The organism is Clostridioides sp. LIBA-6622, from assembly GCF_056716095.1.
The window spans coordinates 2898415-2915171 of record NZ_CP196998.1 but is presented as its reverse complement, the minus strand read 5'-3'; the positions used below and the strand labels follow the sequence as shown (position 1 = coordinate 2915171).

Below are 16757 nucleotides of genomic sequence, written 5' to 3'. Positions count from 1 at the left end.
TTAATTTAAAAATATAAAACAGAATTATGTAGATATGGAGGAGTTTAAAATATGGAGATTTCATATGTATTAAAGGATTGTACATTTAAACATGATAAATATTCAGTTATAGAAGCTGAGACTTGGGAACATAAAGATTTAAATATTGTAGTAGCTAAAGGGGAAAAGTTTGCTTTTCAAATTATGTTAAAAGCTACAGAAGAATTTAATTGTACGATTGATGGAAGTAGTACTATATCATGGAAAGGTCTTGGAAATAGGGTAAGACTTGGATTAAATGTGCCAAATGAATTAGAAAATAATTTTAGCATCAATATAATGGGATATGTTCAAGATGATACAAAAGCATTTGTAAATGATGCTATTTTGAGAGATAAAGATGTATTAGTAGAACAACATTTACCTCAAATGTTCTGGGTTGAAGGTCAAGTACCTGAGAACTTCGCAGAAAATAACTTTAATATAGGTATTGATGTGTTCAAAAGTTTTGGATATGAAGATGAAGAAAAAGTTTGTACAATTAATGTTCCTGTGGAAGTAAAAAACGTTGTATTAAAGCCTTTAGATGAAAGTAGATTCTTTTTAGATTTATGGCAACATCCGAGCTGTTTAGCTAGAATGTATAAAGTTGAATTATGGTCTGATATACATTTTGAAATAATTGATAACTATTTAAAAGAACTAGCTTCTTTAGGAGAAAAAGTTACAACTGTGATAGTTTCTGATTATCCATGGGCAGGTCAAAGTTGTTATAAAGTTTATAAAAATCCATCAAACTTATATGAATATAATATGGTGAGTGTTTCAAAAGATAAAGATGGAAAAATTAAATGTAATTTTGAAAGTATAGACAGGTATATAAATATAGCTAATAAGCATAAAATGGCTCATGAGATAGATTTATTTGGTTTATTGGGTAATTGGTGTGCTGGCGAGTTTGGAAACCCTATAGAAGGATACAAGGACCCTATCAGAGTAAGATACTATGATGAGAATGATAAGGTATTTAAGTTTATAAATAATACAAGCGATTTAAAAGAATACATAGGATTAGTTTTAAATCACTTAATAGAGTGTGGGTTATGGGATAGAGTTAGAGTGATAGCTGATGAACCAAATAATCCAGAAGTAGTAAAAGAGTGTATCGAGTTTATAAACTCCACTGTAGATGAACACAAAGTTAAGTACAAGTCAGCAACACATGACCAAAATTTCTTAGATAGAGCTAAAGATGAAGTTGATGATATGTCGATAAACTTAAAACTTACTATTCAAAATTATAAAGATATAGATAAGTTAAAGAAAAAGATTAATGATAAGGGTGGAATATTAACTTGGTTTGTATGCTGTTTTCCAGAGAAGCCAAATAGTTTTATAAGTTCTCCTTTTGTGGAAAATAGAATAATAGGATGGTATACTTATTATTTTGGTCTTGATGGATTTTTAAGATGGGACTACAATTTATGGACGGAAGACCCTTGGAAGGATGCAAGTTACAAATTCCCTATTTGGAAGGCAGGGGATATGTTCTTTGTTTATCCTGGAAAAGATTTAAAGCCAGTTAGAAGTGTCAGAATGGAGAATTTGAGATTTGGTATACAAGATTTTGAATTATTCACTATGTTGGAAAAAGAAAAAGGAAGAGAATATATAGAAGTTGAACTTATGCAAGAATTATTAAATAAAAAAGAAAATGCTGAGATTAAAGGTTTTGGAAATATAGAACTAGGATATTCACTTGATAATTGTGGATATGATAAAGTTAAAAAACAAGTATTAGATTTATTAGATAAATTGTAAAAAATATAAGGCAGTATACTACTAGATAATTAAAACTATTTAGTGGTGTACTGCCTTTATTTTTTTAAGAGTATCAAATGTTTTTAATCTATATTCAATGCAAAATTTATAAATGAGAATAATTGTATATAACATGATACAATTTAATTTGTTATAATAAAGATTGCATAATATTATATAGAAAATAACATTGTTAGGAGGAGAGTAAGATAAAAAGGATAGGTGTTGTTATAATATTTTTTTTAAGTATAGTGTTTATTGGGGGTTATTTTTATACTTATTTTAAGAAATATTCTTTTTACTAAATACTTCTTTATCGACTTTTCCAAGTGATTTTCCTACAGTAATTGAGGATACCATAGCACCATTAACATTTATCATTGTACGCCCCATATCTAATATAGGGTCTATTGCAAGTATTCCTCCAACTAATGGAAAATAAGAGCCAAGACCAACACCAGATATAACAACTGAAACTGCCATTGTAGCAGTTCCTGGAAGTCCTGCTATTCCAAATGAACTAATTGTTATAACTATTAACAACATGACATAAAAGCTCATGTCCATGTTTACACCAGCCATATTAGCAAGTGTAACAGCCATTAAAGCAGGATATATACCTGCACAACCATTCATACCCATATTTGCACCTAAACTTGCTGTAAAGCTTGATACGCCCTCATCAACTCCATGATTTTGTACTAGGCTTTCTATCGTTACAGGTAATGTTCCTAGACTAGAACGCGAAGTAAATGCTAGAAGTAGAGCTTCAGTTGAATTTTTTATATAAGTAATTGGATTTAACCCATTTAAAGTTATAAAAATTAAGTGTATAACAAACAATACTGCAACTGATATATAAAGTGCTAGTATAAAATGTAAAACAGATAATATTGAGCTAATACCTTGTGAAGTTATTGTATTTGCAAGTAGAGCAACTACAGCATAAGGCATAAATTTAATAACAGTCATAGACACACTTACAATTATCTTATAAGATGCTTCTATAAAATCTATAAATGGTTTTATTGTTTCAGAATGTTTTTTGTTTAATCTCTTTATTGATGTGGCTATAAATGTAGCAAATATTATTGTAGCCACGATATTTCCATTTGCCATAGCCATTACAGGATTTGATGGCAGTAATCCTCTTAAAGTATCCACAAGAGAATTTATTTCTTTAAGTTCTTGATTTACTCCTAAAGCAGGTAGATTAACTCCTACACCCAAATTCATTATATTTGCAACTACAATTCCAACAATAGCAGCTATAGCAGTAGTGGTAAGAAGCATGCCTAAAGACCTAAATGTAAGCGTTCCAAGATTATTATCTTTCATATTAATAATTACCTTTATAATTGATAAGAAAACTAAAGGTACTACTAACATTTTTAATAAGTCCATAAATCCAGAGCCAAATAGGCTATACCATTTACTTACTTCTTGTAGCCAAGTAACTTGAGTTGTATCATTAGGAAAACCAGCAAAAGCTTGAATTATAATTCCTAATATAAGTCCTAGTATTGTAGCATATATTGTTCTCAATGAAAATTTGATTTTTTTCTTTTCAAATTGTCTAACAATAAAGAATGTAACTAAAAGTAAGATTATGAAAAAAATCGTTTTAAAATCTGTAATCATAAGAAATTGTGATAAGAATGAACTTTGCAATATTTTTTCTCCTTTATCTAAAATAAATTTTTCTAAGTCTAAATAATATCAATATATTAAAAAAATGTCAATATTATATCACAATTTACCAAAATAGAATAAATTAATTTAATTTACAGAAATGTGATTAAATACAGAAAAATAGGGTATAATGTGTGTTTAAAGAATTTAAATTGGGGTAAGAAAAGATAAAATAGCTTTTATAAAATTTGATTTCGAATAAAAAAATGTGAAAAAAATAACTTTGATTTGTTATAAAAATGTGTACATAGAATATATATCAAATGAAAAGCTCAAAATAAGTAAAGAAATTAATCAGACATCAAAGGAGAGATAAAATGAGAGTAATAATAATTGGTGGTGTTGCAGCTGGAATGAGTGCTGCGGCTAAATTAAAAAGGATAAAACCTGAATATGAAGTTGTTGTTTACGAAAAAACAGAGATAGTATCTTTTGGTGCTTGCGGATTACCATACTTTGTTGGTGGATACTTTGATGATGCTAATGACTTATTGGCAAGGACACCAGAAAAACTTAAAGAATCTGGGATTGATTTAAATATATTTAGAGAAGTTATTGAGATTGATAGTGAATCTAAGAAAATAAAAGTAAAAAATGTAAAAACAGGTGAAATACATGAAGATTACTATGATAAATTGATGATAGCAACTGGGGCAAGAAGTATTATGCCTCCTATAAAAAATGTAAAATTGAAGAATGTTTCTATGTTAAAAAGTTTGTATGATGGAGAATATTTAAAAAAGATTTTAAATGATAAAGAAAATAAAAGGGTTACAATAATAGGTGCTGGATTTATAGGATTAGAAGCAGTTGAGGCATGTAAGAAGTTAGGAAAAGATGTACATGTGATTCAATTGGAAGATAGGATATTACCTCAAGTATTTGATAAGGAAATTACAGATGTGTTAGAGGAAGAAATAAGAAGACATGATGTTAAATTGCACTTGGATGAAATGGTTGTAGAACTGTATGGAGAAGAGAAAGTAGAAAAAGTCATAACAAATAAAGGAGAAATAGATACAGATGTAGTAATAATTGCTACTGGTGTGAGACCTAACACAGAGTTTTTGTCAAATACTAATATAGAAATGCTAAAAAATGGAGCTATAGTAGTTGATGAGTACGGAAGAACTTCTGTAAAAGATATATACTCTGCTGGTGACTGTGCAACTATAAAGAATATAGTAAGTAATGAAAATGTATATGTACCTTTAGCAACTGGAGCTAATAAATTAGGCAGGATAGTAGGAGAAAACCTAGGAGGAAGAGAAGTTTCTTATCAAGGTTCACTATCTTCAAGTTGTATAAAGATTATGGATATGGAAGCTGCATCAACTGGAATTACAGAAAGACAAGCTAAAAATTTAGGTATAAATGTTAAATCTAAATTTATTTCTGACTATAATCAAACTCACTACTATCCAGGAAGGAATAAAATATATGTAAAACTTGTTTATGATGCAGGTACAAAAGTTATCTTAGGAGGACAAGTGGCTGGGTTTAAGGATGCTGTACAAAGAACAAATGTATTGGCAGCAGCTATTTTTGGTAAAATGACCACAAGTCAACTTGGAATGTTAGATTTGTGTTATGCTCCTCCATTTGCAAGAACATGGGATGTGTTAAATGTTGCTGGAAATGTATCTAAATAATATTATTTAGATTGTGGTTAATAAGTAATTGAAGGAATGAATTTACAGTAAAATATTTATATAAATGTAAAATTCATTCCTAAGTTTTTGTTAATAAATATAAATAGAGAATTATTCATCAAAATTTAAGTGTAAACTTAGCCTATCTTCTCCAAGAATTGTATTTTCAAAAACATTAGTGGCATTTTCTAAGTACATATTAGGCATATCTAATGATGGGCTAAAATGTGTTAATAAAAGTTGTTTAACATTTCCTGATTTTGCAAGATTTGCAGCTTCTCTAAAAGTCATATGTTTGTTTTTAACAGCTTTTGATATGTCTAAATCATCACCATACATAGCTTCACATATGAATAAATCACTATCTTTTATAAAATCTGGTATTGATTCTATAGGTCTTGTATCAGTTGTAAGACTTATTTTAATTCCCTTTCTTGAGTCTCCTAAGACCATATCTGGAGTGTATTTTTTTGAATCTAAAACTACACTTTGACCTTCTTGAAGTTTTTTCCACAACATTTTAGGAACTTCATTTTTAGTTGCCTTATTTATATTAAATTTAGGATTTCTTCTAAAATTAAAACTGTATCCTAAACACTCTATAGAGTGTTCTAAATCAATTGTTGAAATTTCTACATTTCTTAAAAACTCATTATCTAAAGTAAAAATACCTTGAGGATTCTCTATAATTTTTAAAGCATATGGTACATATTCTACTAAATTTCTCATAGAACGAATACAATCAACTATTCCAACTGGGCCAATTATAGTTAAATCACTTGTACGACCGCTATTTCCAATCGTTGACAAAAGTCCTAAAAGTCCAAATATATGGTCACCATGTAAATGGGTTATACAAATCAAGTCTATATCTTTAAAGCCACATTTTTTTAGCTTCATAGATACCTGAGTCCCCTCACCACAGTCAATTAGTATTTTTCTACCTTTATAATTTATGAATACAGAAGATAGAAATCTGTTTGGCATAGGGACATTTCCACCACATCCAAGTAAAGTTAAATCTATCATTTTTTCCCCTTTCTAAAATTAACACAAATCTGTTGTTTGTTTTTATTATAATATCCTATTATAATTATTTTAACATTAAATATAGTAATAAATGTGTATTTGAGTCAAGAAATATTGTCAAATAGTTTTTTTGTATTGTAATATACAAAAACTTTATGATGAGAAATTGAAATTTATTTTAAAAAATGTTTACAAGGAGGATAAAATAATGAAAATATTAAAGAAAATTGCTATTTTGTCATTGATTGCTTTAACTTTGGTTGGATGTAGCAATGGAGAAGGTAAAAAAATGGTTGAAGATTCTAAGAAAACTCAAAATTCTAAAGAAGATGAACAAGCAATAATAGTACATAAAGATGCAAATATATTGAAAGACAGGTATGAACCACCAAAAGGTTTTAAAAGAGTTGATGTAGAAAAAGGTAGCTTTGAATCATTCCTTAGAAATACTAAGTTGAAAAACTATGGAGAGAAGGTAAAGTATTATGATGGCAGAACTAAGGAATCAAAAGGCATCTATGATAGTGTGTTTGATGTTGACATTGGGAATAGAGATTTACATCAATGTGCAGATGCAATTATGCTTATGAGGGCTGAATACTTGTATCAGAACAAGAGATATGATGAAATAAGTTTTGATTTTGTCGATGGTTTTAAGGCTAAGTACTCAAAATGGTCAGAAGGATATAGAATTTCAGTAAAAGATAGTGGTTCAAGTTGGTATAAATCAACTGAATATTCAACATCTTATGAGAGCTTTAGAAAATTTATGGATATAGTGTTTGCTTATTCAGGAACATTATCTCTTGAAAAAGAATTGAAGCCTGTAAAAATTGATGATATGAAAATAGGCGATGTATTTATAGTTGGTGGAAGTCCAGGACATGCAAGTATAATCATGGATATGGCAAAAAACGAAAAGACTGGAGAAAAGGTATTTATGATAGCTCAAAGCTATATGCCTGCGCAACAGACTCAACTTCTTATTAATCGTAAAAATTCAAACTTAAGTCCTTGGTATAGTTTAGATTTTAAAGGTGATTTAACAATACCTCAATGGACTTTTAAAAGAGACCAATTGAAAAGATTTTAAAATAATTTTATATAAAATAAAAGAAAAATATAGATGTGAAAAAATGTAATTAGATTAAAACTAATTGGATATGGACAAAATTAAATTGATAGATAAATATTAAAGATTATGCTAATTAATTTTATGTATATTTAATATTTACCTGAAAGGTTTTATGTAAAATATAAATTTTATCTAAAGCTAAAACTAATTTGAGGAGGATAACTTATATTGAAAATTAGAAGATATTTAATTTTGGTAATTCTAATTCTAATTACAACAAGTCAGAGTTTTATTTCTTATGGGTTAGAGCAATTTGAAGAAATAACTATTTTTCACACTAATGACATACATGGAAGATATGCTGAGGGTAATGAACATATACAAATAGGTAATCTAGCTACATTAAAAAAAGAAACTCCAAACTCAATTTTGGTAGATGCAGGAGATTGTTTACATGGACTTCCAATAGTAAACATGGACAAAGGGAAAGATGCAATTGAATTGATTAAATGTGCTGGATATGACTACATTACTCCTGGCAATCATGACTTTAACTATGGAAAAGATAGATTGTTTGAATTATCTCAAATAGCTAGTTCAGAGAATACTTTAAAATTTTTATCATCAAATATCCTCAAAAATGGTAAAAAAGTATTTGATAGTAATGATATAAAAGAAATAGATGGTATAAAAATAGGATTTTTTGGACTTACAACTCAGGAAACAAAGAGCAAAACAGGATTCAAAAACGTGGAAGGATTAGAGTTTACAAATCCTGTAGAAAATGCAACAGAGCAAGTGAGTGAGTTGACAAGAAAAGGTGCTGATGTAATAGTTGCAATATGTCATATTGGTACGAATAATTTAAGTAATCCAAATAGTATAGACATAGCAAATGAAGTCCAAGGTATTGATTTAATTATTGATGGACATAGTCATACTAAGTTTGATAATGGCAAGCAAGTTGGTGACACATTGATTGTAAGTACAGGACAATATCTAGAATATATTGGTGAAGTAAAACTAACACTTAATACTAATGATATAGAAAATATAAAAATAGAAAGTAAATCAGCTAGACTAATAGATAGGGAAGAAGCATTAAAGTATGAACTGGATGATAGTATAAATAAAAAAATTGATAAAATAAAAGAACAACAGGAAAAAATATTAGATAAAGTTATAGGTGTGACAAAAAATACTCTAGATGGTTCATATGAAAATGTAAGGACAAAAGAAACTAATTTAGGTAATTTAATAAGTGATATTTTACTTGATAAGACTAAGGCTGATATTTCTCTATTTAATGGAGGAAATATCAGAGATACAATAGAAAAAGGGGATATAACGAGAAGAGATATTGTGGATGTATTTCCGTTCAGTAATACAATAGTTACCAAAGAACTCACAGGAGCACAAATTAAAAATGTATTGGAGCAAGGGGTAAAACTCTATCCAGAAAAGAATTCAGCCTTTTTACAAGTAGGAGGAATATCCTATTATTTTGACCCAAAACAAAAAGAGGGAGAAAAAATAACTGCTATTTCAAAAGATGGAAAACCATTAGATTTGGATAAGAAGTATGTGGTTGCAACTAATGATTATATAGCATCAGGTGGGGATGATTTTAGTTGCTTTTCAAAAGAACCAATATTAAAAGACTTTGGAAATTTAGAGAGTATAGTAATCGAATATATAGAATACAAAAAAGAAATATCACAAAGTATAGATGGAAGAATTAGTATCAAGTCTAAAGAAGAGATAGTAAGTAATAATCAAGAGAGTGAATTGATAGTAGGAGAAAATAAAGAAAATATTAATGATAATGAAGGTAGTATACCTAATAATGATATAAGAAATTTTGATAGTGATAAAAATAAAAAACTAGATAAAAGAAAACCTGTAGAGAGTTCTAATGTGGGAGTATATAAAAGAGAAGATAAAGAAAAATCTCCTAAGACAGGAGACTTAGGATTTTCGAATAGTATGATTGTATTTATAGCTTCAAGTACATTAATATACTTATTAAATTTTAATCAAAGAGATTTAAAAAATAAAAAGTCAAAATAAAAATTAATAAGTAAAAATTAGTAAATAGAAATTTAGTTTTAGATACTAATAAAAGAGCAAAGGTAATTAGTTGTATAAATACTAATAATCTTTGCTTTCTTTGTGTTTAAGTATGTTTGTATTTAAGTAAAATCCAATTAACAACCTATTAGATATTTATAAATAAAATGCTTTTACTAGTATGATATAATTTAGCTAGTATATATAATAATGGAGGATAAAAGGATGAATAATATATTACTTTTGGAAGATGATAAATCTTTAAATAGAGGAATTAGTTTTAAATTAAAAAAAGAAGGATACAATGTTTTTAACGCATTTAGCATAGAAGAGGCAAAAAATATTTTCGCAAGAGAGGAGATAAATTTAATTATTTCTGATATAGGTCTGCCTGATGGTAGTGGTTTTGATTTTTGCGAGGAGATTAGAAATAAAAGTGATGCTTATATAATAATGTTGACAGCCCTTGATGAAGAAGTGGATATTGTCACAGGATATGATTTAGGTGCAGATGATTATATCACAAAGCCATTTAGTTTAATGGTATTAATATCCAAAGTGAATGCACTTATGAAAAGAGCAAATACAGTAAAGAATTATACTTTATTGGTTTGTGATGATTTATTTTTTCATTATATAGAAAATAAGTTAATTATAAAAATAGATGATAAAGAAGAAGAGATAATTTTAAGTAAAACAGAGACTAAACTCTTAAGATATTTGATGGAAAATTCAATGCAGACATTAACTAAAGAACAACTATTAGAATCTTTATGGGACAATAGTGGAAATTTTGTAGATGATAATACTATAGCAGTAAATATAAGAAGACTTAGACAAAAAGTAGAAAAAAATCCATCTGAACCTAAATATATAAAAACAGTAAGAGGAGTTGGATATATGTGGGGGGAAAGGAGTATAAAAAAATGTTAAAAAGCATGAATCTCAAAGATAATCTGAGTATGAAAGATGATTATATAATGAGAAGGGCTATTGGATGTTCTATTTTATCTGTACTAATAGTAACGCTTATATTTATACTCTTTGAATATAATAGATTACATAAATTATATGAATATCAAATAAAAAATACTCAAAGTATTGCGGGAGTATTGATTGAGAAATACCCAAATGATGAGATAGATATAGTAAAATCTATTTACAATTCTGATTATAGCAAAGTGGATATTGGAGAAAAAGCATTTAAAAAATTTGGATATGGATTAGAAAATAAAATGTCAAATGATAAAAATTTTGGTCTATATTTAAAATCTTTTTTTAAAGAATCTGTTATTGTCTTTTTAGTATTGTTTATAGTTGTTACAGGTATAATTTATTATTTTATAAGATACATAAATAAAAGATTGAGTAAAATTTATTTTATAGTAGATAAGATGTCACAAGAAAATTATTTGAAGGACACTACTGAGTTAGAAGATACTGGTTATCTAGTAGAATATAATGAGTATTTTAAAGAAGGTACATTTAGCAAGATAAATAACTGTCTATATGAGTTGAATAGAAGTTTAAAGATAAAATTTATTAAATTAGAGAAAGAAAAAGAAAGTGTAAAATCATTAGTAACAGATATTTCTCATCAATTAAAAACTCCTTTAGCATCATTAAAATTATATAATACATTGCTTATAGAAGAAGAATTAAAGGAAGATGAAGCTCAAGAATTTTTGCTAACTAACAAAAATTCTATACATAAATTAGAAAACTTAATAAATTCTTTGGTTAACATATCAAGGCTAGAAATTAGCATGATAAGCATAAAAAAAGAAGATAACGATATAAAGGATACTATTCTAAATGCTATAAAAAGTGTAGTTCCTAAGGCTAAGATTAAAAATATAACATTAAATATAAATGAATTCGATAGTAGGATTATACCTCATGATAAAAAATGGACGGAAGAGAGTATTTTCAATGTATTAGATAATGCTGTAAAATACACACAAATAAATGGTGAAATAAATATATCTGTAGAAGAAACTGTTAATTATTTTAAAATTATAATAGAGGATAATGGCAGTGGGATTAAAAAGAGTGAATTCAATAACATATTTAAACGTTTTTATAGAGGAATATCTGAGGAAATTGAATCTATAGAGGGTAGTGGGATAGGATTGTATCTAAGTAGAAAAATATTAGAAGAACAGGGTGGAAATATTATGGTTTATTCTGAATTAGGAGTAGGAAGCAAGTTTTCTTTGTTTCTTACAACTATGTAATGTTAAATGAAAGGAAAATGTAAGCCTCTACATTTATTATATAAGTATAAACAGCTCCAAAAATAAAAAGTAATAAAAAATGGGGTAATATAACTTAGAATGAGAGGGTAATTTTATGAAAATACTATACACTGAAAACTTATCAAAACATTATGGAGCAGGAGAGAGCTTAGTAAGAGCTTTAGATAATGTCAACTTAGAAATAAATGAAGGTGACTTTGTTGCAATAATAGGAAAATCAGGTTCTGGAAAAAGTACTCTTTTACATATGATTGGAGGACTTGATATACCTACATCTGGGAATGTATATATAGATAATAAAAACATATTTACATTAAAAGAAGAAGAACTTGCTGTATTTAGAAGAAGAAAAATAGGATTTATATTTCAAAGTTATAACTTAATCCCATCTCTTAATGTATGGGAAAATGTAGCATTACCAATTGGCCTAGATGGTAGAGAAGTAGATGAAGATTTTATAAAAGAACTTTTAAAATCATTGGGGCTTGAAAATAAACACGATGTTTTACCAAATACATTATCAGGTGGTCAACAACAAAGGGTGGCAATAGCAAGGGCATTAGCTACAAGACCAGCTATAATACTTGCAGATGAACCAACTGGAAACCTAGATTCTAAAACATCTGATGAAGTTATGAGTATTCTAAAGTCTATGTCTAAGAAATACAGTCAAACTTTAGTTATGATAACTCACGATGAGAGTATAGCTCAAATGGCTGATAGAGTTATATTTATAGAAGATGGTAGGGTATCAAAGGTTGGTGATAAAAATGATTAATACTACTAAAATAGCAAAAAGTAATCTAAAGCAAAATAAATCAAAAAGTATTCTAATAATAATTACTATAATACTTTCAACTTTAATGCTTTCATCTATTGGAATTTATATTGTTGATGCAGGAACCTATCAGAAAGAAAATACTATAAAGTATTCAGGTAATTATCAAGGTATATTAGCTAATGCGGATGAAAAACAAGCTAATATATTGAGTAATCATGCAGATGTAGAGTTAACTGGTAAAATGAATGGAGTAGGTTTTGAGAAGTTAGAAGATGATTCAAATATTTCTCTAGCATACATGAATGAAGATGCTTTAAAATTAAATAATTTTGAGTTTGTCAAAGGGAAGTTACCAACAAAAGAAAATGAAATCGTGTTAGATAGAGGAGCTTTAAAAGCACTTGGCTATAGTAATAAAAACTTAGGTGAAAAGATAAAAATATCTTATAATGATTATAAAAGTGATAAAAGAATTGAAAAAGAGTTCATTATAACTGGAATTTTAAAAACTAGTGAAATATCTGAAGCAGGTAAATTTTATTCAGCTATTATATCAGAAACATATATGAAAAATACTAGAGATATGTCACAAGAAGATTTTAATATATATGTGAAATTAAATGATAAAAGTAATTTATCGATAGAACAAGCAAAATCAAAATTAAATAAGGTTGCTAATGATATAGGATTGGATACTGTTAATGTAGCTGTAAATGAAAATTATATAAATGCTTTAAAACCTGATATGGAAACAATTATGGGTGGAGTATTTGTAGGGCTAGTAATTGTATTGTCTAGTATTTTAGTAATATACAATATATTCTACATTTCAATAGTTACGAAGGTTCAAGAATTTGGAAAACTTAGAGCAATTGGTGCGACTAAAAAACAAGTAAAAAATATAGTATTTAAGGAAGGTTTTATCTTAGCAGGGATAGCAATACCAATGGGAACAATCTTAGGATATGCACTTTCAAATATTATAATAAAATCAGCTATGGATATAGATGTAAAATCATCACAATTACCAGTTATATTATTGGTTATAATAATAAGCTTTATGTCTGTTGTGTTATCACTTTTAAAGCCAATGAAAGTAGCATCAAAAGTATCTATAGTTGATGCAGTAAGATATACTGGAAATAAAATAAGTAATAAAAATAAGAGAAAAGGTTATAAAAATATAAATTTAAAGGGATTATCACAAGCTAATTTAGAAAGAAATAAAAAACGTACTTACATGACATTGGTATCTCTTATATTGAGTGGAACTATATTTATAACAGTATCAACTGCCTTAGAAAGTTTTGATGCTGAGAAGATGGCAAGAGCAAATTTTCCTTATGATATAGAAGTTAGAATTACTGGTTATGAAATGGATAGTGATAAAAATCCTAAAAATAATTTGAATATTTTGCAAATGAATAATCCTTTAAGCAAAGACTTTTTAAATCAAATAAAAGATATAGAAGGAATTAAAAAAATAGAGTCTGCAAGAAGTGTAAAGGTTGGAATGGATGATTATAATGTTGAATTTAAACATGACCTTTTACAGAGTGTAGATGAAAATGATGTGAAATCACTAAATAATAATTTAGTAGATGGAAAAATAAATTTTGAAAGACTGCAAACAGGAGATGAAATAGTAATTACTCATGTTGATACAGCAAAAGAAATGGGAGTAAAGGCAGGAGATAAAATAAAATTAACTCTATATGATGGAGATAAAGTAATAAAAAAAGAGTTTAAAGTTCAAGCAATAGCTATGGGGTCTCCAAGTTTTGGTATAGGAAAAGATTTTATAGATAGAACGTTAAAAAATGACTCAACAAGTAGTTTAGGAATATATACAGAAGAAGGAAAGTATAAAGAAATAAAAGATAGTATAAAGAAAATTGCAAAATCTAATGGATTTTTAGAGACAGATTTTTTAGATAGTAGAATAGAGTCAAATAAGGCTGTGATTTCATTTATAAAAATAATGGGATACACTTTAACAGGTATAATAGGTGTTATTGGATTTATGAATCTTGTAAATACAATGATAACTAGTATAGTTACTAGAAAGAAAGAACTTGGTATGCTTCAAGCTATTGGTCTTACTAATAAACAATTAGTAAAAATGCTTAACTCAGAGGCTATATATTATACTTCTAGAATGATGATAGGAAGTATTTTATCTGGAGGAATATTAGGATATATTGCTGTTATATTTCTAAAGAAGACTGGATTATCTTATGCAACATATGCTTTACCAATAGTGCCAATCCTATTGATGGCTGTATGTATTTTTATAGCTCAATTTATAACAACATATTTAATAGGAAAAAGTTTCAATAAAGAATCACTTATTGATAGAGTAAGATATAGTGAATAAAATATGGGTATTTAATTGGTAGTTTTTAAGTAATAAAAAGAAGAATATAAAAAGATAAGTAAATAGATTAAAATATATAGATACAGAGTAGATATTCTAAAATGATATTTGCTCTGTATTTTATTGTGCAATTATTTGTATGTCTAATATAGTGATATTGTTTATAGGGAAAATGTATTGGTACAATTTTAAAAAAATATAAAATTGTACCATATAAAATGAAAATTTTGTATAATAATCGTATAGAAAATAAAAAGGAGCTGAATATATATGAACAATAAGATTAATTATGCACCAGGACCAACAGAAACTAGGGGAAATGTAAGATTAGCAAGAGCAGAAAAGACAACAAACCCAGATATAGATGTTGATTTTGTTGAATTTTATAAAAAGACATGTGAAAAGTTTGGTGATATAGTTGGTACAAAAAATGATGTTTACATATTGAGTGGTGAAGGTATATTAGGACTTGAAGCAGCTTGTGCATCACTTACAGAAAAGGGAGATAGAGTACTTGTAATTGACAATGGTATATATGGAGAAGGTTTCAAAGATTTTGTAACAATGTATGGTGGAGATTATGTGCTTTTTTCAAGTAAATATACAAAAAGTATAGATGTTGATGAATTAAAGGCATTTTTAGATAAGGATAGTAACTTTAAGTATGCAACAGTTGTACATTGTGATACTCCAACAGGTGTATTAAATGATGTAAGTAAAATATGCCCATTACTTAAGCAATATGGAATATTAACTGTAGTTGATTCTGTAGCAGGTATGGTTGGAGAGAGATTAAATGTAGATGAATCTAAAATAGACATAATATTAGGTGGTTCGCAAAAAGCTATCTCTGTACCAGCAGGTCTTACTATAGTTGGGATAAGTAAAGGTGCAAAAGATTGTATAAAGAACAGAAAAACAGATGTAATAGGTTTTTATTGTAATTTAAATATATGGGAAGGATATTATGAAAAAAAATACTTTCCTTATACTATGCCAATAAGTGACATAATAGGACTTGATAAAGCATTAGATAATATATTAGAAGAAGGAATAGAGAAAGTACTAAATAGACATGAAAGAATAGCTTATAGTGTTAGAAAATCTGTTGAGGAATATGGTTTAGAATTATTTTTAGAAGAAGGATATTCTAATACAGTTACAGCTATAAAAATTCCTGAAAGTATAGGAGCTTTAAAGCTTACTGATTATATGCTTAAAAATTATAATACACTTGTTGCAACATCATTAAATCAATATATGGATACTATTTTAAGAATAGGTCATATGGGGGAAAATGCTAATCTAAATAAAATAGAACACATACTAAATATTTTAGATAAGAGTCTAAGTACATTAGGATTTAAGGGAAATGGAAGCTTGTTAGATTTATTTAATAAGTATTATTTTTAATAGATAGACAAGGGGGATGAAGCATGGAAATTACAGCTAAACAAAAGTTTACGACGAAAGACATGGTGGAAACATCACTATTAATAGCTTTAGTGTTTATTGCAACTAAATTTATAAATATAAGATTGCCAATATCTATAAATGGTGGACTTGTTCATTTAGGAACAGCAATGTTATTCATATCAGCAATAGTATTTGGAAGTAAGAAAGGTGCTTTATCAGGTGCTATTGGTATGTCACTTTTCGATTTAATATCTGGTTGGACTCTATGGGCTCCATTTACTTTTATAGTTAGAGGTATCATGGGTTATTTACTTGGAAAGATTGTATGGGCAAATGGCAAGAATGGAAACAATTTTTTAATCAACGTAATAGGAATAGTTGTTTCATCAATTTGGATGTTGTTTGGATATTATGTAACAGAGGTTATACTTTATGGAAATTTTGTAGTACCTCTTACTTCAATACCAGGTAATTTAATGCAAGTATTAATAGGTCTTATAATAGCACTTCCTATTTCTAAAATATTGAAAAAATGTATGAAATAAAAATAAAGCAAACTAAAATCTCTGATAGTGTAAATTATATTGTATAATATTAGGGTGAGGTA

12 protein-coding genes are annotated in these 16757 nt (G+C 27.6%); 10 read left to right on the top strand and 2 right to left on the bottom strand.

The features are described from left to right. Window positions 1-51: 51 nt before the first annotated feature. Complete coding sequence (locus tag ACTG47_RS13895) at window positions 52-1800, top strand: DUF4091 domain-containing protein (protein ID WP_479924992.1); 1749 nt, start codon at window positions 52-54, stop codon at window positions 1798-1800. A 282-nt stretch (window positions 1801-2082) separates the two neighbouring features. Here ACTG47_RS13895 and ACTG47_RS13890 read toward each other — a convergent pair whose 3' ends face one another. Then, entirely contained in the window at window positions 2083-3471 is a 1389-nt protein-coding gene (locus tag ACTG47_RS13890; RefSeq protein WP_479924991.1) for a cation:dicarboxylate symporter family transporter, read from the bottom strand. Window positions 3472-3809: 338 nt separating this feature from the next. Between ACTG47_RS13890 and ACTG47_RS13885 the strand changes: the two genes are divergently transcribed. Beyond that, on the top strand, window positions 3810-5144 hold the full coding sequence (locus ACTG47_RS13885; RefSeq protein ID WP_479924990.1) for a CoA-disulfide reductase: 1335 nt from the start codon (window positions 3810-3812) through the stop codon (window positions 5142-5144). 111 nt (window positions 5145-5255) lie between these two features. Here the strand turns inward: ACTG47_RS13885 and ACTG47_RS13880 are convergent, their stop codons facing one another. Next, entirely contained in the window at window positions 5256-6173 is a 918-nt protein-coding gene (locus ACTG47_RS13880) for a ribonuclease Z (protein ID WP_479924989.1), read from the bottom strand. Window positions 6174-6381: 208 nt separating this feature from the next. On the opposite strand from ACTG47_RS13880, the gene ACTG47_RS13875 reads away from it, so the two are divergent. The 8 genes from ACTG47_RS13875 (at window position 6382) to ACTG47_RS13840 (ending at window position 16695) form a co-directional block, all read left to right on the top strand. Continuing rightward, the gene (locus tag ACTG47_RS13875) at window positions 6382-7266 is read left to right on the top strand and encodes a DUF4846 domain-containing protein (RefSeq protein WP_479924988.1); all 885 of its coding nucleotides are present in this window, start codon (window positions 6382-6384) and stop codon (window positions 7264-7266) included. Between the two features lie 210 nt (window positions 7267-7476). Beyond that, window positions 7477-9318 (top strand): bifunctional metallophosphatase/5'-nucleotidase, encoded by a 1842-nt coding sequence (locus ACTG47_RS13870; RefSeq protein ID WP_479924987.1) that lies wholly within the window; start codon window positions 7477-7479, stop codon window positions 9316-9318. Window positions 9319-9543: 225 nt separating this feature from the next. Further along, entirely contained in the window at window positions 9544-10251 is a 708-nt protein-coding gene (locus tag ACTG47_RS13865; protein WP_169470147.1) for a response regulator transcription factor, read from the top strand. Further along, window positions 10245-11555, top strand: a complete 1311-nt coding sequence (locus ACTG47_RS13860) for a sensor histidine kinase (RefSeq protein ID WP_479924986.1) — start codon at window positions 10245-10247, stop codon at window positions 11553-11555. Before ACTG47_RS13865 ends, ACTG47_RS13860 begins: the two co-directional genes overlap by 7 nt. Window positions 11556-11670: 115 nt before the next feature. Next, entirely contained in the window at window positions 11671-12354 is a 684-nt protein-coding gene (locus ACTG47_RS13855) for an ABC transporter ATP-binding protein (protein WP_479924985.1), read from the top strand. Next, on the top strand, window positions 12347-14734 hold the full coding sequence (locus ACTG47_RS13850; RefSeq protein ID WP_479924984.1) for an ABC transporter permease: 2388 nt from the start codon (window positions 12347-12349) through the stop codon (window positions 14732-14734). Before ACTG47_RS13855 ends, ACTG47_RS13850 begins: the two co-directional genes overlap by 8 nt. Window positions 14735-15004: 270 nt before the next feature. Beyond that, window positions 15005-16147: a pyridoxal-phosphate-dependent aminotransferase family protein gene (locus ACTG47_RS13845; protein WP_479924983.1), complete on the top strand. Its 1143-nt coding sequence runs from the start codon at window positions 15005-15007 to the stop codon at window positions 16145-16147. A 23-nt stretch (window positions 16148-16170) separates the two neighbouring features. Continuing rightward, window positions 16171-16695 carry an ECF transporter S component gene (locus ACTG47_RS13840; RefSeq protein ID WP_479924982.1) on the top strand — a complete coding sequence of 175 codons (525 nt, stop codon included), beginning with the start codon at window positions 16171-16173 and terminating at the stop codon, window positions 16693-16695. Window positions 16696-16757 lie beyond the last annotated feature (62 nt).

Coding starts and splice junctions, on each gene's coding strand:
- ACTG47_RS13895 (WP_479924992.1), top strand. CDS start 52: ATGGAGATTTCATATGTATTAAAGGATTGTACATTTAAACATGATAAA.
- ACTG47_RS13865 (WP_169470147.1), top strand. CDS start 9,544: ATGAATAATATATTACTTTTGGAAGATGATAAATCTTTAAATAGAGGA.
- ACTG47_RS13855 (WP_479924985.1), top strand. CDS start 11,671: ATGAAAATACTATACACTGAAAACTTATCAAAACATTATGGAGCAGGA.
- ACTG47_RS13845 (WP_479924983.1), top strand. CDS start 15,005: ATGAACAATAAGATTAATTATGCACCAGGACCAACAGAAACTAGGGGA.
- ACTG47_RS13840 (WP_479924982.1), top strand. CDS start 16,171: ATGGAAATTACAGCTAAACAAAAGTTTACGACGAAAGACATGGTGGAA.
- ACTG47_RS13850 (WP_479924984.1), top strand. CDS start 12,347: ATGATTAATACTACTAAAATAGCAAAAAGTAATCTAAAGCAAAATAAA.
- ACTG47_RS13875 (WP_479924988.1), top strand. CDS start 6,382: ATGAAAATATTAAAGAAAATTGCTATTTTGTCATTGATTGCTTTAACT.
- ACTG47_RS13885 (WP_479924990.1), top strand. CDS start 3,810: ATGAGAGTAATAATAATTGGTGGTGTTGCAGCTGGAATGAGTGCTGCG.
- ACTG47_RS13880 (WP_479924989.1), bottom strand. CDS start 6,173: ATGATAGATTTAACTTTACTTGGATGTGGTGGAAATGTCCCTATGCCA.
- ACTG47_RS13860 (WP_479924986.1), top strand. CDS start 10,245: ATGTTAAAAAGCATGAATCTCAAAGATAATCTGAGTATGAAAGATGAT.